This window comes from Paraburkholderia sp. UCT70, assembly GCF_050434085.1.
In the GTDB taxonomy this organism is placed as follows: Bacteria; Pseudomonadota; Gammaproteobacteria; order Burkholderiales; family Burkholderiaceae; genus Paraburkholderia; species Paraburkholderia tuberum.
In genome coordinates this window covers 1,235,875-1,253,716 of sequence record NZ_JBNPVZ010000002.1, presented here as the reverse complement: position 1 = coordinate 1,253,716, position 17,842 = coordinate 1,235,875, and the positions used below count along the sequence as shown (strand labels likewise).

15 protein-coding genes, 2 pseudogenes and 1 other annotated feature are annotated in these 17,842 nt (G+C 59.7%); of the genes and pseudogenes, 13 read left to right on the top strand and 4 right to left on the bottom strand.

Features of this window, described 5'->3' with window-relative positions; translation table 11 throughout:
* Window positions 1-214 precede the first annotated feature (214 nt).
* Window positions 215-1,900, bottom strand: coding sequence for an acetolactate synthase AlsS (gene alsS, locus OKW41_RS08065; protein ID WP_429572123.1), 1,686 nt, complete (start codon window positions 1,898-1,900; stop codon window positions 215-217).
* Window positions 1,901-1,973: 73 nt separating this feature from the next.
* Window positions 1,974-2,762: an acetolactate decarboxylase gene (budA, locus tag OKW41_RS08060; RefSeq protein ID WP_429572122.1), complete on the bottom strand. Its 789-nt coding sequence runs from the start codon at window positions 2,760-2,762 to the stop codon at window positions 1,974-1,976.
* A 100-nt stretch (window positions 2,763-2,862) separates the two neighbouring features.
* On the opposite strand from budA, the gene OKW41_RS08055 reads away from it, so the two are divergent.
* The 7 genes and pseudogenes from OKW41_RS08055 to OKW41_RS08025 form a co-directional block, all read left to right on the top strand.
* Window positions 2,863-3,810: a LysR family transcriptional regulator gene (locus OKW41_RS08055; RefSeq protein WP_429572121.1), complete on the top strand. Its 948-nt coding sequence runs from the start codon at window positions 2,863-2,865 to the stop codon at window positions 3,808-3,810.
* 108 nt (window positions 3,811-3,918) lie between these two features.
* Window positions 3,919-4,047 (top strand): hypothetical protein, encoded by a 129-nt coding sequence (locus OKW41_RS08050; RefSeq protein WP_429290830.1) that lies wholly within the window; start codon window positions 3,919-3,921, stop codon window positions 4,045-4,047.
* Between the two features lie 132 nt (window positions 4,048-4,179).
* Window positions 4,180-4,485, top strand: coding sequence for a hypothetical protein (locus OKW41_RS08045; RefSeq protein WP_429446054.1), 306 nt, complete (start codon window positions 4,180-4,182; stop codon window positions 4,483-4,485).
* Window positions 4,486-4,547: 62 nt separating this feature from the next.
* A protein-coding gene (locus OKW41_RS08040) for an IS3 family transposase (RefSeq protein ID WP_429571231.1) occupies window positions 4,548-5,779 on the top strand; the annotation gives its coding sequence in 2 pieces (ribosomal slippage) (window positions 4,548-4,836 and window positions 4,836-5,779; 1,233 coding nt in all).
* Window positions 4,826-4,942: a sequence feature (AL1L pseudoknot), on the top strand. It overlaps the preceding gene by 117 nt.
* Before the next feature lie 108 nt (window positions 5,780-5,887).
* A complete protein-coding gene (locus tag OKW41_RS08035) occupies window positions 5,888-7,285 on the top strand; it encodes a cytochrome ubiquinol oxidase subunit I (RefSeq protein ID WP_429572120.1) in 1,398 nt (465 codons plus the stop codon).
* 49 nt (window positions 7,286-7,334) lie between these two features.
* Window positions 7,335-7,499 (top strand): annotated as a pseudogene (locus OKW41_RS08030) (cytochrome d ubiquinol oxidase subunit II); the annotation flags it as partial.
* Between the two features lie 64 nt (window positions 7,500-7,563).
* Window positions 7,564-8,654 (top strand): annotated as a pseudogene (locus OKW41_RS08025) (IS3 family transposase); the annotation flags it as partial.
* A gap of 27 nt (window positions 8,655-8,681) precedes the next feature.
* On the opposite strand, the gene OKW41_RS08020 reads toward OKW41_RS08025, so the two are convergent.
* Together OKW41_RS08020 and OKW41_RS08015 are read right to left on the bottom strand one after the other, a co-directional pair.
* Complete coding sequence (locus tag OKW41_RS08020) at window positions 8,682-10,751, bottom strand: recombinase family protein (RefSeq protein ID WP_429572119.1); 2,070 nt, start codon at window positions 10,749-10,751, stop codon at window positions 8,682-8,684.
* A complete protein-coding gene (locus OKW41_RS08015; RefSeq protein WP_187639681.1) occupies window positions 10,744-10,935 on the bottom strand; it encodes a hypothetical protein in 192 nt (63 codons plus the stop codon). Before OKW41_RS08015 ends, OKW41_RS08020 begins: the two co-directional genes overlap by 8 nt.
* Window positions 10,936-11,387: 452 nt before the next feature.
* On the opposite strand from OKW41_RS08015, the gene OKW41_RS08010 reads away from it, so the two are divergent.
* The 6 genes from OKW41_RS08010 (at window position 11,388) to sdhA (ending at window position 17,836) form a co-directional block, all read left to right on the top strand.
* Window positions 11,388-12,242 (top strand): cytochrome d ubiquinol oxidase subunit II, encoded by an 855-nt coding sequence (locus OKW41_RS08010; protein ID WP_429572118.1) that lies wholly within the window; start codon window positions 11,388-11,390, stop codon window positions 12,240-12,242.
* Between the two features lie 87 nt (window positions 12,243-12,329).
* Window positions 12,330-13,226 carry a LysR substrate-binding domain-containing protein gene (locus tag OKW41_RS08005; RefSeq protein ID WP_429572117.1) on the top strand — a complete coding sequence of 299 codons (897 nt, stop codon included), beginning with the start codon at window positions 12,330-12,332 and terminating at the stop codon, window positions 13,224-13,226.
* Between the two features lie 183 nt (window positions 13,227-13,409).
* Window positions 13,410-15,083 (top strand): NAD-dependent malic enzyme, encoded by a 1,674-nt coding sequence (locus OKW41_RS08000; RefSeq protein WP_429572116.1) that lies wholly within the window; start codon window positions 13,410-13,412, stop codon window positions 15,081-15,083.
* A 186-nt stretch (window positions 15,084-15,269) separates the two neighbouring features.
* A complete protein-coding gene (gene sdhC, locus OKW41_RS07995; protein ID WP_429446945.1) occupies window positions 15,270-15,686 on the top strand; it encodes a succinate dehydrogenase, cytochrome b556 subunit in 417 nt (138 codons plus the stop codon).
* A gap of 2 nt (window positions 15,687-15,688) precedes the next feature.
* On the top strand, window positions 15,689-16,057 hold the full coding sequence (gene sdhD / locus OKW41_RS07990) for a succinate dehydrogenase, hydrophobic membrane anchor protein (protein WP_429446040.1): 369 nt from the start codon (window positions 15,689-15,691) through the stop codon (window positions 16,055-16,057).
* A gap of 3 nt (window positions 16,058-16,060) precedes the next feature.
* The gene (gene sdhA, locus OKW41_RS07985) at window positions 16,061-17,836 is read left to right on the top strand and encodes a succinate dehydrogenase flavoprotein subunit (protein WP_429572115.1); all 1,776 of its coding nucleotides are present in this window, start codon (window positions 16,061-16,063) and stop codon (window positions 17,834-17,836) included.
* Window positions 17,837-17,842: the final 6 nt, after the last annotated feature.

Below are 17,842 nucleotides of genomic sequence, written 5' to 3'. Positions count from 1 at the left end.
CTGAAACCTCCGGTAACGCCGGGGCGCTGAATACTTCCCGTGATGCCAACGCCCGGCGAATGGACTACAACGGACGACCAGATCGGAATATGGACATTGAACCAGCGACAAGGCATTCGAACGTAGCGATCCTGTTGACGTTGTTCGGCCCGGAGCAGACAACTTGACATCCGGACCGCGCCGCACTCCGCGTCGAGGTGCTCTGACCTGTTGCTCAGATCAGATAGTCCGACCTCAACGGCTCCATCAGCTTCGGGTTGTCCGAGTAATCGACCGGGATCGCAACGACGGCGGGACCATCGACAGACATCGCCTTGTGCAAGGTCGAGCGCAGTTCGTCAGCCGACTCAACCGCGAAACCCGCCGCTCCGAACGATTGCGCGTAGGCCTTGAAGTCGATCGGCCCAAATTCGACGCCCGAACGCCGCTTGTACTTCTGGACCTCCTGAATCCCGACCATGTTGTACATGTTATCGACCCAGATCACATGGACGAGGTTGGCTTTGAGGCGCACGGCGGTCTCCAGTTCCATGCTGGACTGCATGAAGCTCCCGTCGCCCGACACCGAGATGACCTTTTCGCCCGGACGTACGAGCGATGCCGCGATCGCCCACGGCAGCGCCACGCCCATCGTCTGCTGACCATTCGTAATCAGCAGCTGCCGCGCACGGAAACTGTGCAGGTACCGCGCAATCCAGATGTGGAAGCTGCCCATATCGACACACATCGTCGTATCGTCGCCTACGACGTTCTGCAATTCATGGACGATGCGCAACGGGTGGACCGGCGAGCCTCCCAATGCCGCGGACCACTTGGCCAACGCCAGGCGCGCACTGGTATGTGTTACGAGAATGGCGTTTGTTTCCGGCGAGCGGCTCAAGGTACCCGCTTCCGAGGCAAGCACGTCGAGCGTCTTCGCAATGCTACCGACCAGTTCTACGGCGGGCCGATAGTATCGATCGACATCGGCCGGCACCACATCGATGTGAATCAGCGTGCGGCGCGCATTCTTGTTCCACTTGGACGGCTCGTATTCAACGGGGTTGTAACCGACCGTCACTACGACATCCGCCTGATCGAGCAACCGATCGCCGGGCTGGTTGTTCCACAGACCGACGCGTCCGGCGAAATTCGCGAATTGCGGCGAGCCCAGGGCCCCCGCTGCCTGAAAGGTGCCAACGACGGCCACGCCCGTTTTCTCGATAAAACTGCGGACCGCCGCTGCATTCTCCGGGGTGCTGGCGAGCATGCCGAGCAGCAGGACGGGGTTTCGCGCCTCCCCGAGCAGTTCGGCAGCCGCGCGGATGCTGTCCGCCGCTGCGGGCCCCAGTTCGGGAGAAAGAAGATCGGTCAATGCATCGCCTGTGGCCGGGGCGTTGACGAGGTCCATCGGCAGGCTGACGAATGCTGCACCAGGACGGGGACGCTCGGCAGCCCGAAACGCATTGCACAGCACCTCCGAAATGGTTGATGACGTGACGACTTCCGCGCTGAACTTCGTAATCGGCTTGAACAGGCTCACGGTATCCATCGTCTGGTGGACCTGCTTGAGTCGGTCGTCAAGCGGTACCGCGCCACCGATCGCCACCATCGCGTCGCCTTCCGAATTCGCCGTCGCAAGACCCGTGGTGAGATTCGAGACGCCTGGGCCAGAGGTGACGAGCGCAACGCCCGCCTTGCCCGTCAGCCGGCCCACGGCCGCCGCCATGAAGGCCGCATTCGCCTCGTGCCGGACCACCACAGTCTCGATCGACGAGTCGACCAATGAATCGAACACACGATCGACCTTGGCGCCCGGAATGCCAAACACATGCTTCACACCTTGTGTTTCGAGGTTGCGGACCACCAGATCAGCGCCACATTTCCACGACGTTTCGACGTCGCTTTCACTCTTCAACATGTTCAACTCCAGTAATTATCAACAGTTCATGAAGCAACGCCTGTGTCGACCGGCTGATTCATCAGCCGGTCATTCAACCTTCAGCTGCCTCGATTGCCTTGCTCATTTCCTCCGAGTGCAACGTGGCTTGCTGAAAGCTCTCGGTCTGCGGAAGATCGATGCGCAGCTTCGAGATCTTCGCGATCTCGAGCTTGCCTTCGAGCAGGCGATAGTCGAGGACATGGCCGCCGCCGCGTCGATCGTCGGTGATGTAGTGGACGTGAAAGCCCGCCACGTTGATGCCCTGCACGTACGGGGGGCAACGAAATCCGATCAGCGTGCCCGCGGTTTCTTCAAACTTGAAGACCGGCTGCCGCTCGATTGCCTGAAGCATGGGCCGGTATGGTTTGGTCTGGCGTGGCACCGTGCGCGTATCGACGCGCTCGAAACGGCCGTCGATACGAAAAGCGCAAAAAAGATTCGGCGACCCGACCAGTTTGTCGATAATGTCCTGCACGTCGAGCTTGTCAAGCGCGGTCATGAGTTCCCCACTGATCGTAGGGCGAAAGTGCGTCATCACCGCGAACGGCGTCTTCTGGTCCATCGCTGCGACACGCGCGCTTCCATCCTCACGCAACTGGTGAACTTCGCTGTCGAACGCGACGAGCTCCCCATCGAGGTCATTGAACGTGCCGAGACCGAAGTCGCCGTGTTCGAGCAATTCCGCGATCGTCACGCTTCCGTCATACACGCCGTCGATGAGCGCACTCATCAACGAGGTTTGATAAATCTCGCTCAGTTCGAGATCAGCTTTCTTTTCTATTAGATATGCAAATGATTTTGAAATCTCATGGGCACAAGAACACGCGACTGTGGTTTCCATAACTCCGGTTTCCTGCAAAGGTGTTGGCATGACCACAGTATGGTGCGCAGCAATGCACGCGTCTAATACAGAAAGCAGTCTTCTTTAAGACGAGATAAATATGGAATTTCGCTACCTCAAGTATTTCGTGGTCGTTGCCGAAGAACGGCATTTCACTCGCGCCGCGGAGCGGCTTGGGATGGCGCAGCCCCCGCTAAGTCAACAGATACGCAAGCTTGAGCGTGAAATCGGCGCACAGTTGTTCCGGCGCCTGACGCGCGGCGTCGAACTGACGGATGCCGGCCGCGTCCTCTACGAGGACGCAAGGCGCATCCTCGATCAGGTCGAGCAGGCGAGAAGCCGCGTACAGAGCGCAGCCCGTGGACAAACCGGTCATATCCGCGTCGGCTTCGCAAGCTCAGTCGTCTTTCATCCCGTCATTCCCGAAATCGTTCGCGCATATCGTGAATTGCACCCTGATGTCAGACTGTCGCCATTCGAGAGCAATGTCGCGGCGTTGATTGACGATTTGCTGGCCGAACGCATTGACCTGGCGATCATTCGCCAAACTTCGCAGGACTCGGAACGCGTGAAGATCGAGGCGCTCTTCGATGAAGAGATGCTGCTGGTACTGCCACCGCAACACCGGTTGACCGCGTCTGCAAGCATCAGCCTGCGCTCGATTGCCGAGGAGACGTTGATCATGTTCCCCCGGGAAATTGCGCCCGTTCTGTATGACGAAGTGATATCCGCGTGCCAACGCGCCGGCTTCAGCCCGCTGCTTGGGCAGGAGTCCACCCAGGTCGCATCCGCCGTCAGCATGGTTGCAGCGGGCTTCGGCGTCTCGATCGCCCCCCACTCGATCCGCCAGCTGTTGGCGACCGGGGTGACCTACCATGCGATCCAGGGAGCTCAGCCCAAGGCGCAAATCGTCATTGCGTATCGGTCGACCGAGTTTTCTAAAGTCGTTCGCGATTTCCTGGAGGTCGCGAGGCGCCTGAGCAGGAACCGTCCAGCGCACCCACTCGAAACTCACTTCCTGGATGCCATGAGGTATCCAAACGTATGAGTGCGCTATGCCAACGGAGGATCGCAGCGACCGTTCGTAGAATGGCTTTCGTCGGGTCGTCCATGTATCTTGATTCCATGGACTTTGCGATTTCATTCGAGGGGCGCCATGTCAAACGTTCTGCATAACTGGATTCATATCGGCAGCAACGCGTACGACGAGTACACGTTCGTCCCCTGGCTGAACAAGAACGTGTATCGCCGGACTGTTGACCTTAGCCACATCTGTATCCAGTGAGGGCCACGATGAGCACGAACGCAAGAGATTTACTCGAGCTGCGCCGAGATGATCCAACGTCGGCAGAACTGCGGAAGATGGCCGCGAACATCATCGCCGTCGGCGTCGCAGATCGACGCGAGGGCTGCTGACATGAACGCGCTCGAACGGTGGCGCTCCCGACCGCTGCAGGTCAGTGTCCTGGATCGCTGCGATGAATGCGGCGAGATGAAGGAAGACGTCCAGAAGCGCGTGAACTATTGGCCAAATATTACTGCCGTCTGCTGTGGGAAGTGCTTCACCGAAATGAACGGTGAATACAGCGGATCTTCAGCCCTATCAGGAGTCAGCGATGGCCGGAATGATCCTGACTTCGCGCCTGTTCGCATCGGGCATTCCCAGGATCATGCGGGTCACTCCTTCGGTGATCTTCGTGTGGGCATTGCATTTGGACGCTGAAATTTAATAAAGTGAACCGCCCCGGATTTGGTGGAGGCTCCAACTCTTGAGAGAATGGAGCCATGAACAAGTCGAACAAATTTTCTGCTGAAGTCCGGGAACGTGCAGTGCGCATGGTGCAAGAGCATCGGGGCGAGTATCCGTCACAGTGGGCGGCGATCGAATCCATCGCCCCCAAGATCGGCTGCACGAGCCAGACATTGCTGGGGTGGGTCAAACGAGATGAAGTCGATAGCGGCGAGCGCGAGGGCGTGAGCACGTCGGAACGCGAACGTCTTAAGGCACTGGAGCGCGAAGTCAAGGAACTGCGCCGCGCCAACGAGATTCTGAAACTGGCGAGTGCGTTTTTCGCCCAGGCGGAGCTCGACCGCCGCCTGAAGTCCTGAAGGCCTTCATCGATCAGCATCGAGACACCTTCGGGGTCGAGCCGATCTGCAAGGTCTTGCGGATTGCCCCGTCGGGCTACCGGCGCCATGCTGCGCAGCTTCGCGATCCGTCGCGCCGCTGCGCACGTGCGATACGCGATGAACGCCTGCGGCCTGAGATCCAGCGTGTCTGGCAAGCCAACATGCGTGTCTACGGAGCGGATAAAGTCTGGAAGCAGATGAACCGGGAGCGCATTGCGGTGGCTCGCTGTACGGTCGAACGGCTGATGAAGCAACTGGGTTTGCGTGGCGTAACGCGAGGCAAACGTGTTCGCACGACCATTGCCGATGCGGCGGCCGCTCGCCCGCTGGATCGGGTCAACCGGCAGTTCAGGGCGGACCGGCCAAACGAGCTCTGGGTTTCTGATTTCACCTATGTCTCGACGTGGCAGGGCTGGCTCTACGTGGCCTTCGTGATCGACGTGTTCGCCCGACGGATTGTCGGCTGGCGCGTCAGTTCGTCGATGACTACAGACTTCGTTCTGGATGCACTTGAACAGGCACTTTATGCGCGGCGCCCAGGCGGAGATGGAACGTTGATACATCACTCCGACAGAGGCTCGCAATACGTCAGCATTCGCTATAGCGAGCGACTGGCCGAAGCGGGCATCGAGCCCTCGGTTGGTAGCCGTGGCGACAGTTACGACAACGCACTGGCCGAGACAATCAACGGTTTGTACAAGGCCGAACTGATTCATCGCCGCACCTGGAAAACACGCGAGTCCGTCGAGTTGGCAACGCTGGAATGGGTGGCCTGGTTCAATCATCATCGATTGATGGAACCCATCGGCTACATCCCGCCGGCTGAAGCTGAGGCAAACTACTATCGGCAACTTGAAACATCGGTCGCCGAACCCGCATTAACTTAAACCAACCAGCCTCCACGATTCCCGGGGCGGTTCAAAAGCGTTCTTCTTCTACCAGTTGAGACGCGCCCTTGCCGGGCGTGCCTCATCGTCAACCATCTGGTAAATGAAATGTCTGTCGAAGCTTTAAGTCTGGCGCGCGGCCAGTTTGCGATGACCGCAATTTTCCACATACTCTGGCCAATCCTGACGATCAGCCTCTCCGCGTTTTTGCTCGTTGTTGAAATCCTGTGGATCAGAACGAGCGATGTGGTCTGGTACCGTCACGCGCGCTTCTGGAGCAAGCTCCTGATCCTCAATTTCGCTGTCGGCGTTGTAAGTGGTATCCCAATGGAGTTTCAGTTCGGCACCAACTGGGGACCGTTTTCGCAGTACACCGGGCAGTTCTTCGGCAATATCCTGGGCTTTGAGGGCGCGATGGCCTTCATGCTTGAGGCCGGTTTTATCGGCATCATGATGCTCGGCTGGGGGCGTGTTCCCAAGGGGGTGCACCTGTTCGCCACCGCGATGGTGGCGCTGGGCTCATCGATTTCCGCGTTCTGGATCATGGTCGCGAATTCGTGGCTGCAAACACCGGCGGGCGTCGCTGTGGTGGACGGCAAACTCGTGGTGACCGACTACGTAAAAGCGATCTTCAACCCCGATATGCCCTGGGGTGTTTCCCATATGTGGTTCGCCGCGCTGGAAACCGGTCTGGTCGTGGTCGCCGGCATCTCGGCCTACTATCTGCTCAAGCGCCGCCATCCGGAGTTTTTCGTCCGCTCGTTCAAGCTCGCGCTGCTGATGCTTTGCTTCGTCGCTCCCGTACAGATCTGGCTGGGGGACTCCAGCGGCGGCGACGTCTTCGCAACCCAGCCAGCCAAGGGTGCGGCGATCGAAGGCCACTGGCGAACAAACGCACCGGGCACTGGTGCAAGCTGGTCGCTGATTGCATGGCCTGACGCTGCCAGGCAGGCCAATGACTGGTCGCTCGAGATTCCCGGCATGCTCAGCATCCTCGGTACCCACAGTCTTCACGGTCAGGTGAAGGGACTAAGGGACATTCCGGTCGCCGACCAGCCGCCGATGATCCCGCTGCTCTACTACGCATTCCGGGCGATGGCCGGTATCGGCTTCCTGTTCATGGTGCTCGCCTTCTGGACCATCTACGCAATCGGTCGAGCGCGCGGTCGCGTGGACGCACTCGTCGCACAGCGCAAGCTGCTCCTCGCCTGGGTGTTGGCCATTCCGCTGCCGTACATCGCGGTGGAATGCGGTTGGATTGTCCGCGAAGTGGGTCGTCAACCGTGGGTTGTATATGGGCTCATGCGCACGCAGCACGCAGCCTCGGCCATCTCGCCGACGGCGATCACCGGCAGCATGGTGATGTTCGCAACCTTCTATGTGATCCTGATCGTTTCGTTTTTCATCTTCGCACGTCGCTGGTTGAAGAACGGCCCGGATCTGACGCTCATGCCGCCGCCGGCTAAGCCGATCCGCACCGTCGGTTCGCGTGCCATCGACTACTAGCCATAGCATGCACCCTTACCGCACAGTCTTAAACCTATAGGCAAGCAAAATGAATCCCTCATCAACTCAGAACCTTCTGAGCCATGCGTGGTTTGGTCTTATTGGCCTGATGCTCGTGCTCTATGTCGTGACCGACGGTTTCGATCTCGGTGTCGGCGTGCTTACCCTGTTCCGGCGTCGGGCCAACGACCGGGACCTCATGATTCAGTCCATTTGAGCTTGCCCCCGAAAAACGAATCCCTTGCTGAGTGTGTAAACTCAAGCAAGGAGAGGAAACGATGACGGTCAAGGCAAAGCGGGCGCAGTACACGCTCGAATTTAAACTGGAAGCGGTCCGACTGGTAAAGAACGGCCAGAGTTTGGCTGCGGTGTCGGCGACGCTGGGCGTGGTGCAGCAGACCCTTCACAACTGGGTCAAGGCGGACAGGGAAGGCAAACTGGTCGGAGCCGGGGCGAAGCCGGTCAGTCCCGAGCAGATGGAACTGGCGCGGTTGAGGGCGGAAGTGTCTCGCCTGAAGATGGAGCTCGACATCACAAAAAAAGCGGCGGCGTACTTCGCAAAGGAATTGATGTGAAGTGCGCGTTCATTGACCGGAATCGACGCCACTGGCCAGTCTCGATGCTGTGCGAAGTACTGGGAATCAGTCCCAGTGGATATCATCAGCGTCAGCAGCGCAGCGGTGATGATAAGCCGCACAGATGCCGTATCAGCAACGATGCCCTGCTCGCGCACATCAAGGCAATTCACGTGCAGGTCAAGGGCGAATATGGCTGGCCGCGCATGTGGAAAGAGCTCGTTGCGCGCGGCGTGCGCGTGGGCAAGGAGCGTGTTCGCAAGCTGATGGCGCAGCATGGCATCCGTGCCCGACACAAGCGCAAGTACATCGCGACGACGAACTCGAATCACAACCTGCCGGTGGCGCCGAACTTGTTGGAGCGTAACTTCACAGCAACGGCGCCGAACCAGGTCTGGACGAGCGACATCACGTACTGTGCGACGGCTGAAGGCTGGGTTTATCTGGCGGTCATCATTGACCTGTTCAGCAGGCAGGTGGTGGGCTGGTCGATGCAGCCACACATGAAAGCGGAACTGGTCACCGATGCGCTGCGTATGGCGTGGTTCCGGCGCCGTCCAGAGGCTGGCGTCATCGTCCATAGCGACCGGGGTAGCCAGTATTGCAGCGGGCTGTTCCAGGACACGCTGAAGGCCTACGGCATGCGCTCGTCGATGAGTCGGCGCGGCGACTGCTGGGACAATGCACCGACCGAAAGCCTGTGGGGTTCGTTGAAAGTTGCACGCCTGCATGGCCGGCACTTTGCCACACGGCGTGCCGCAATGGATGAAGTGATTGATTGGCTCGGCTTTTACAAGTGCGTTTCATACTGCCCAACCTCGCTATGTTGTTGATAAATCTAGAGAGCCCTGTTGTGTCGTTGGTATTGTGGGGTGTCCACGCCGTGCGCGAGCCCGTCCGACGAGTTCCGTAACTGCGTCCCCGGTCAGCGAATTGCGATTGAAGATCCATGGCCCGTCGGGTAACGGATGTTCGGCTGGGATCTTGTTGCGCTCAACTGCGAGCCTGAGCGTTCCGGGGCTCACACCGATGAACGCCGATGCCTCGGTCAACGTCATCCATCCTTCAGCAGCACGTCGTTCGCTCGAATAGACCGGGATCTGATGGTGGCTGCGCAACGCGGTGACTCGCTCCTGGGTCCAGAAGTTACCCCGGCCGGTTCGCAGGTCATTGCGATTGAGTACGCCGGCGATCACCAGATCCGGACAGATACGGACAAGCTGGCGCACGGCATCAATTGCTTCACGTGACGTATGCGTAGTGTTCTCTCCGCGGCGCCGCCGCGGCACGCGAATCTCGGTATGTACTCCGCCCTTCCAGTGAATGACGAGCACGATTTCGCTCGTTGCGTCGTCAACGTCAACGACGACTTCGTGGATCAGGGTGCGCACTATGCGCTTCTTCAGGCGGGCGTCGGCCTGCGGCCAGATCGATTCCAATGCAGTGGCAAGATCGGCAAACTCCTCTGGCTGGGTAGGCGGTATCTGGCCGGATGTGCGCGACTGTTGCTCGATACGCGATTCCAGTTCCTCTACGCGTAGTAGCGCATGATTCCAGCGCCGCTCCAGTTCGTCGGCGACGAGCCGGTTCTCGGGGTCAGCAGCATCGTACTGTTTCTGCGCGCGTTGCGCGGCGTAGCGTGCAGCCTGAAGATCCCGCTGCAACGCGGCCAGCACTTCGTCCTGCTTCAGGGTCTCTTCTTCGCGCGCCACGATTGCTGCCTCAATTGCCGCCGGTTGAACGACCTGCAAGACCGCCTCGGCGATGGCCGCGTCCGCGCGTGTGCCACCGAACGCAATACAACGCGGTTGCCCCTTGTCCATCCAGCCGCGATGACAGCTATAGCGCAAGGCGTCGTGCCTGTTACCCGTGTAGTGTAGCGTCAGCTTGCTCGCGCAGCGCCTGCAGCGCAATAGTCCCGCCAGCAGGGCCTCACCGTTCTTCGGGGCGCCAGCGTGTCCGGCCAGACGCAGGTTGCCGCTAATGGCACACTGGATCCGTTCGAATTCGTCCCAGTCAACGTACCCTTCGTGGGCATTCGGAATGAGCGCAAGCCACTGATCCCGTGGTTTGCGGCGATCACGTTTGCGTGGTTCCCCAGCCTCGTAATGGATCGCGCATTCGGTTTTGCCATAGGCATACGTGCCACCGTAGATCGGGTTGGTCAGGATCCGGTACACCGTGCCGTAGCTCGGCCGTTTCCATTGGATTTCGCCGCGCGGCATGCATGCCGGCAACTGCAGGCCGTGCTCCAGGAACCATAACAACGTCTGACGCACCGAACCAATCGCGCCGAACTGGCGGAATACTGAGCGGATGGCGTCCTGCACGCGCAAATCCGGATCCTTCTCCAGGCGCTGGTCTTCGGTCTTGCAGTAACCCACCGGCGCCGCGACAATGAGTTCGCCGCGTTTGGCCTTCTCCCGACGAGCTTCGAGCGAACGCTGACGCAACAGATCCAGCTCGTATTCGTTCAGGCTGCCCTTCAAGCCGAGCAGCAAACGATCGTTGCTCTGCCGCGGTGAGTAGACGGTCTCCTGATCGACGAGCACCGTGTCGACGACGCGGCACACCTCAACCAGTTGCTGCCACTCGCGACTGTTGCGCGCGAATCGTGAAACCTCGCGAGCGGCAACTGCGCCGACGTGCCCAAGACAGACCTCTGCGACCATCCGTTCGAAGCCCGTGCGCGTTTGCGTTCCGGCCGCAGAGCGTCCCAGATCCTCGTCGATCACCTCGATCTCGTTCCAGCCCAACTGATGCAGACGATCCTGCATCGCATACTGCAGCTTCTGGCTCTCCAGATTGTGGCTGACCTGGTAGGCCGACGACTGGCGCACGTACAGCATGGCCTTGCGCGCCAGATGCTGCGCCCGAATCTTGTCACTCATCGCGCACCTCCGGCTCGTGTACGGCGGCGAGCAGCCCGCGACGGTGTTGCCGCAGCAGCTGCGCCAGCAAACGCACCGTCTGCTGCCGGACCTCTTGCGGCAGGTGCTCCCATTGTGGTGTCTTCGGAAAGAGACGGAACAGGTCGAGTTGACCGCCCGGTTGGGGGTTTGTCTGGCGTCGCATCAGCACCTCCTGTACGGAGCAAAGGATGGTGCTCGGCTTGTACCATACCGCGCGGCGTGGCAGCAGGCGCCTGCGCCAACAGGTACTTCAGTTCCCTCAATGCTTCACAGCTGACGGCGGGAGACGTTGCCGAGGTAATGCGACAGCAGGCAACGGGATCGAACATCCATTGCGGCACCTCCAGCAAGCCCGCCGTGTCGAACGGCTCTCGCCCACAGCGCAGCACTGACTCGGCGTTCTTCCTCTCTATCGTGGTGAAAATCCATACCGTGTGCCCGTACCACGGGTGCCAGCGGTAGAGAACCTCCTTTGATTCGCCGATATGGGCGTTGTGTTGACGGCTTGTACAATGCGCGCCGGCTACACTCGACGCTCGATTACGTCAGCCCCATGACGTTCGAGAAAAACTGGTTCGCCGCTCAACAGGGGCGAGCCGCATAAATCTCTCAGCTATGGGATTCGCGAAACAGGGGCAAGGTCACATTGGCCACGTATGGGATGCCAACGAGACCTGGTTGGTAGTGTTAGGGGGTGCGCTGTTCGGCGCCTTCCCCCCCGCTTATGCAATGATTCTTTCGGATCTTTATGTTCCCGTGATGATGCTTATCGCAAGCCTCATCATGCGGGGCGCGGCAATCGAGTTCCGGCATGCAGCGCATACCAGCAAGGTAGCCTGGGACCGAGTGTTTGGTATTGGTAGCCTGCTTGCCGCAGTCGCGCAAGGCATCATCCTTGGGAGGATCATTACCGGGTTCACCCCCGGCGGCGCGAGCTTCGGCTTGATCGCGGTGACCGCAATCGGTGTTGTATCGGGTTACTGCCTGCTCGGTGCGACATGGCTCGTGAAGAAGACCACTGGCGCGATCGCAAGCGCGGCGCGTGGGTATTCGGTGATCCCCCTCTTCACGACCGTCATCGCGGCAATCGCAGTTTCGCTCGGCACGTTGAAGGTGAGCCCAATCGGCATCACCCGCTGGCAGGATCATGGCGTATTGCATGTGTTGATTGCTCTCGCCATTCTGGCGGCGCTGGCGTCCGTGTATGTTCTGTATTCGGTTTTCATGCGCGGAGAACATGGCCCGTTCGTGGGTTCGACAATCCTGTTCGTCGTGTCGTTCGCAGGTCTGGCTATCAGCTTGTTCCCCTACGTAGTTCCGGGTCAACTGACGGTTGCGTCCGCAGCCTCGGACAGTACGACGTTGACGTTCATGCTCTTCGGCATTGGAATGGTGTTCCCGGTCATGATCGGCTACAACCTGTACCAGTACTACCTTTTCCGGGGCAAGGTTGTCCCGGTCAAGCATTAAGCTACTCCGTCGAGCCCGAAAGAAAGCGAGAACGTCAGCTCCGTCAGATCGGATTGGATATGTAATTTCGCTACCTCCAAGTATTTCGTGGTCGTTGCCGAAGAACGGCATTTCACTCGCGCCGCGGAGCGGCTCGGGATGGCGCAGCCCCCGCTAAGTCAACAGATACGCAAGCTGGAGCGTGAAATCGGCGCACAGTTGTTCCGGCGCCTGACGCGCGGCGTCGAACTGACGGATGCCGGCCGCGTCCTCTACGAGGACGCAAGGCGCATCCTCGATCAGGTCGAGCAGGCGAGAAGCCGCGTACAGAGCGCAGCCCGTGGACAAACCGGTCACATCCGCGTCGGCTTCGCAAGCTCAGTCGTCTTTCATCCCGTCATTCCCGAAATCGTTCGCGCATATCGTGAATTGCACCCTGATGTCAGACTGTCGCCATCCGAGAGCAATGTCGCGGCGTTGATTGACGATTTGCTGGCCGAACGCATTGACCTGGCGATCATTCGCCAAACTTCGCAGGAGTCGGAACGCGTGAAGATCGAGGCGCTCTTCGATGAAGAGATGCTGCTGGTACTGCCACCGCAACACCGGTTGACCGCGTCTGCAAGCATCAGCCTGCGCTCGATTGCCGAGGAGACGTTGATCATGTTCCCCCGGGAAATTGCGCCCGTTCTGTATGACGAAGTGATATCCGCGTGCCAACGCGCCGGCTTCAGCCCGCTGCTTGGGCAGGAGTCCACCCAGGTCGCATCCGCCGTCAGCATGGTTGCAGCGGGCTTCGGCGTCTCGATCGTCCCCCACTCGATCCGCCAGCTGTTGGCGACCGGGGTGACCTACCGTGCGATCCAGGGAGCTCAGCCCAAGGCGCAAATCGTCATTGCGTATCGGTCGACCGAGTTTTCTAAAGTCGTTCGCGATTTCCTGGAGGTCGCGAGGCGCCTGAGCAGGAACCGTCCCGCACCTTGTTTGCACCGAATCGTGGCCTGAGGACGACAGCGTCTTATTCACTAAACCATATCGAAGCATCCACTCTCAATATATTGGACGCTAGCCTGCATTGCGACATACTGTCATCAACGTCAGTCGGCTACAGGCAAGCATCATGGCTCAGACTACCGTAGTGGAACCATTCTCAATGCACCTTCGTCTGGACTCCAAAGGACTAACATCATGACCTCTCTTTTGCCGCAAGCTTCTACCAATCTATCTGCCAGTCCCACGGTTGCGAATCTGCGAGGTGCAGCGCTGCTGCACAATCCGCATGCCAATAGATCCACCGCTTTCAACTCCGCCGAGCGCGAACAGTTGGGGCTGGTTGGCCTGTTACCCGAAAAGATTGAAACCGAGGACGCACAGATCCAGCGAGTCCTGAACCAGATCGAATTGAAGACCAGCGATCTTGAACGCTACATCTATCTCTCATCACTGCTCGACACCAACGAGACGCTGTATTACCGGGTATTGATGTCGGATCCAGCGCGCTTTATTCCATTGGTCTATACGCCGACCGTCGGTGAGGCCTGTGAGAACTTCGGCCACATCCTCCGCCGCCCGCGTGGCATGTATTTGCCCATTAGTCGCAAAGGTCAGCTCAAGGAGATCCTGCGCAACTGGCCAGAAAAGGATGTGCGCTTCATCGTCGTTACTGACGGCGAACGCATTCTGGGCCTGGGGGATCTCGGCGTGAATGGCATGGGAATCCCTATCGGCAAGCTGGCGTTGTACACCAGTTGCGCTGGCGTGCCTCCTCAGGTCACGCTGCCGATTACTCTTGACGTGGGAACCAACAACGAAAGTCTGCTGGCAGATGGGCTCTATCTTGGGCTGCGTCAGCGCCGGGTCACTGGCGCCGAGTACGACGAGTTCATCGAAGAATTTGTCATGGCGGTTCAGGAAGTATTCCCGCGTGCCTGCATCCAGTTCGAGGACTTTGCGTTTACCCATGCTGAACCGATCCTGACGCGTTATCGCGATCGCGTTTGCTGCTTCAACGACGACATCCAGGGTACCGCGGGGGTCGCACTTGCCGGCATTCTGGCTGCGCTGCGCGTAACAGGCGGAACGCTTGCGAACCAGCGCTTTCTGTTCCTTGGCGGCGGAACTGCAGGAAGCGGGATTGCCAGCCTGCTGGCCAAGGCCATGATGGAAGCCGGCGTGTCACAGGAGGACGCCTTCGGCGCATGCTGGCTCTACGACAAGACGGGGTTGATCCATGCCGGGCGCACCGATCTGGCCGAGTTCCAGATGCCATTTGCTCACGACCATGAGCCGATCGGCGACTTCGTCACCGCAATCGAAACACTGCGCCCAACGGCCATTATCGGTGTAAGCACGGCGGCCAAAGCGTTCAGCCAACCCGTGATCGAGGCGATGGCACGCATCAACGAACGCCCGATCATTTTCCCTTACTCCAACCCGACCTCACGTTCGGAATGCACTGCGGAGGAAGCCTACACCTGGTCTGAAGGGCGTGCCGTGTTCGCCAGCGGCAGCCCGTTCGCGCCAGTGCAGTACAACGGGCGGACCTTCGTCCCCGGACAGGGCAACAACGTCTACATCTTTCCGGCGCTTGGCATGGCCATCTACGCCACAGAGGCCCGACGCGTGACCGACCAGATGCTCATTACCGCCGCCCGCGCGCTCGCCGCCCAGGTCACGCAGGACGATCTGGACGCGGGACTGATCTACCCACCGCAATCGCGCATTTTCCAAACCTCGTTGGTAGTCGCGCGCGAGGTCGCAAGGTTCATTTTTGACCAGGGGCTGGCGGGCGTACCACTGCCCGATGATCTCGACGCCTACATCGACGGGAAAGTTTACCAACCCTCCTATCAGTTGGCTTAGCCGTACGCAGATCATGCATTGACGGTTTATGTGACGGTGTCCGCGCTACTCCATCTATCTGTTCGGTCGTTTGGTAGTTAAACGGCATCCATGGATGCCGTAGCGCAAGATGGCCCCGTCACGACCGGCTTCACTCGAATACGTCCGCTGCATTGCGGGTTGGTGCAACTACAACTGGAGGTCCCCATGGACGAAGCCGTAAACAAGCCGAGACCGGAATTCCGGAATATCGGTATCGGTCAAATACTGACGGCATACCGTCTCCCGCTGGCGGGGCGCGTGTCGATCCTGCATCGCGTGAGCGGCGCGCTGCTTTTCGTGTCCCTTCCGTTCCTGCTTTACCTGTTTGATCGGAGCCTGACTTCCGAACTCAGTTTCGAAGTCTTCAAGGGTGTCCTTTCCAACGTGATCGTGAAGGTCATCACGCTCGTGCTGGCGTGGGCTTTCCTCCTCCACTTCTGCGCCGGCATCCGCTATCTGCGGATGGACACGAGCCACAGCGCGGTCTCGAAGCAAGGTGGCAAGCAGACGGCGGTCGTCGTGGTGGTCGTCTCGTCTGTCCTGACGATTGCTTTCGCGCTCAAACTGTTCGGAGCTTTCTAAACATGGCAACCCATAACCAAATCGGGCCGAAGCGTCTCGTCGTCGGCGCTCATTACGGTCTGCGCGACTGGCTCGCGCAGCGCGTCACCGCGGTCATCATGGCGGTCTACACCGTCATCCTGCTCGTGTGGTTCTTCGGCGCGCAGGACTTCTCGTATGAAGGCTGGGCGTCGATCTTCGCGACGCAATGGATGAAGCTCGCCACGTTCGTCACGCTGTTGTCGCTGTTCTATCACGCGTGGATAGGGATACGTGACATCTGGATGGACTACGTGAAGCCGGTCGGCGTGCGGCTTACCCTTCAAGTTTTGTCGATCGTCTGGCTGGTCGCGTGCGCGGCTTTCGCCGCACAGATTCTCTGGGGAGTGTAAAGAATGGCTGCAATCAGGAATTCTCTGCCGCGTCGCCGTTTCGACGTGGTCATCGTCGGCGCGGGCGGCTCGGGGATGCGCGCTTCGCTGCAGCTCGCACGCGCGGGTCTGTCGGTTTGCGTGCTGTCCAAAGTGTTCCCGACCCGTTCGCACACCGTCGCTGCCCAGGGCGGCATCGGCGCGTCGCTCGGCAACATGAGCGAAGACAAGTGGGAATGGCACTTCTACGACACGATCAAGGGCTCCGACTGGCTCGGCGACCAGGACGCGATCGAGTTCATGTGCCGCGAAGCACCGAATGCCGTCTACGAATTGGAACACATGGGCATGCCGTTCGACCGTAACGCGAACGGCACGATCTATCAGCGCCCGTTCGGCGGCCACACCGCGAACCACGGCGAAAAGCCGGTGCAGCGCGCGTGCGCAGCCGCTGACCGGACCGGTCACGCACTGCTGCATACGCTGTACCAGCAGAACGTCGCCGCGAAGACGCAGTTCTTCGTCGAATGGATGGCGCTCGATCTGATCCGCGACGCCGACGGCGACGTGCTCGGCGTGACCGCACTGGAAATGGAAACCGGCGACGTCTACATCCTCGAAGGCAAGACCACGCTGTTCGCCACCGGCGGAGCGGGCCGGATCTTCGCGGCCTCGACCAACGCGTTCATCAACACCGGTGACGGCCTCGGCATGGCGGCCCGTTCGGGCATCGCACTGCAGGACATGGAATTCTGGCAATTTCACCCGACCGGCGTCGCCGGTGCGGGCGTGCTGATTACCGAAGGCGTGCGCGGCGAAGGCGGCATTCTGCGTAACTCGGACGGTGACCGCTTCATGGAGCGCTACGCACCGACGCTGAAGGACCTGGCGCCGCGCGACTTCGTGTCGCGTTCGATGGGGCAGGAGATCATTGAAGGGCGTGGCGTCGGTCCGAACAAGGATCACATCCTGCTCGACCTGTCGCACATCGGCGCCGAGACGATCATGAAACGTCTGCCGTCGATCCGCGAAATCGCACAACGGTTCGCGAACGTCGACTGCATCAAGGAACCGATCCCGGTCGTGCCGACCATCCACTATCAGATGGGCGGCATTCCTACCAACGTTCATGGCCAGGTGGTCGGCACGTCGCAGGGTTACAAGGATCCGGTCAACGGCTTCTACGCTGTGGGCGAATGCTCGTGCGTGTCGGTGCACGGCGCGAACCGCCTGGGCACGAACTCGCTGCTCGACCTCGTGGTGTTCGGCCGCGCGGCCGGCAACCACATCGTCAAGCACGTGAAGGAAATCAAGGAGCACAAGCCGCTGCCGGCCGACGCCGCTGATTTCGCTCTGTCGCGTCTGGACAAGCTTGAAAAGTCGTCGTCGGGCGAATACACGCAAGTGATCGCGGGCGACATCCGCTCGTCGATGCAGAAGCACGCTGGTGTGTTCCGCACCTCGAAGCTGATGACTGAAGGTGTCGAGCAGATCAAGACACTGGTCGAGCGCGCGAAGCATGTGCATCTGAAGGACAAGTCGAAGGTGTTCAACACCGCGCGCGTCGAAGCGCTTGAACTCGCCAACATGATCGAAGTGGCGCGCGCCACGATGGTGTCGGCCGAAGCGCGTAAGGAAAGCCGCGGTGCGCATGCGCCGAGCGAGTACCCGCAGCGCGACGACAAAAACTGGCTGCGCCACACGCTGTGGTTCAGCGAAGCCGACCGCCTCGACTACAAGCCGGTTCAATTGCAACCGCTGACCGTCGCAACGGTTCCGCCGAAGCCACGAACCTTCTAGGCGACA

Coding starts and splice junctions, on each gene's coding strand:
- OKW41_RS08035 (WP_429572120.1), top strand. CDS start 5,888: ATGTCTGTCGAAGCTTTAAGTCTGGCGCGCGGCCAGTTTGCGATGACC.
- OKW41_RS08055 (WP_429572121.1), top strand. CDS start 2,863: ATGGAATTTCGCTACCTCAAGTATTTCGTGGTCGTTGCCGAAGAACGG.
- OKW41_RS08000 (WP_429572116.1), top strand. CDS start 13,410: ATGACCTCTCTTTTGCCGCAAGCTTCTACCAATCTATCTGCCAGTCCC.
- alsS (WP_429572123.1), bottom strand. CDS start 1,900: ATGTTGAAGAGTGAAAGCGACGTCGAAACGTCGTGGAAATGTGGCGCT.
- OKW41_RS08015 (WP_187639681.1), bottom strand. CDS start 10,935: ATGCGACGCCAGACAAACCCCCAACCGGGCGGTCAACTCGACCTGTTC.
- OKW41_RS08010 (WP_429572118.1), top strand. CDS start 11,388: ATGGGATTCGCGAAACAGGGGCAAGGTCACATTGGCCACGTATGGGAT.
- OKW41_RS08050 (WP_429290830.1), top strand. CDS start 3,919: ATGTCAAACGTTCTGCATAACTGGATTCATATCGGCAGCAACGCGTAC.
- OKW41_RS08020 (WP_429572119.1), bottom strand. CDS start 10,751: ATGAGTGACAAGATTCGGGCGCAGCATCTGGCGCGCAAGGCCATGCTG.
- OKW41_RS08045 (WP_429446054.1), top strand. CDS start 4,180: ATGAACGCGCTCGAACGGTGGCGCTCCCGACCGCTGCAGGTCAGTGTC.
- sdhC (WP_429446945.1), top strand. CDS start 15,270: ATGGACGAAGCCGTAAACAAGCCGAGACCGGAATTCCGGAATATCGGT.
- sdhD (WP_429446040.1), top strand. CDS start 15,689: ATGGCAACCCATAACCAAATCGGGCCGAAGCGTCTCGTCGTCGGCGCT.
- budA (WP_429572122.1), bottom strand. CDS start 2,762: ATGGAAACCACAGTCGCGTGTTCTTGTGCCCATGAGATTTCAAAATCA.
- sdhA (WP_429572115.1), top strand. CDS start 16,061: ATGGCTGCAATCAGGAATTCTCTGCCGCGTCGCCGTTTCGACGTGGTC.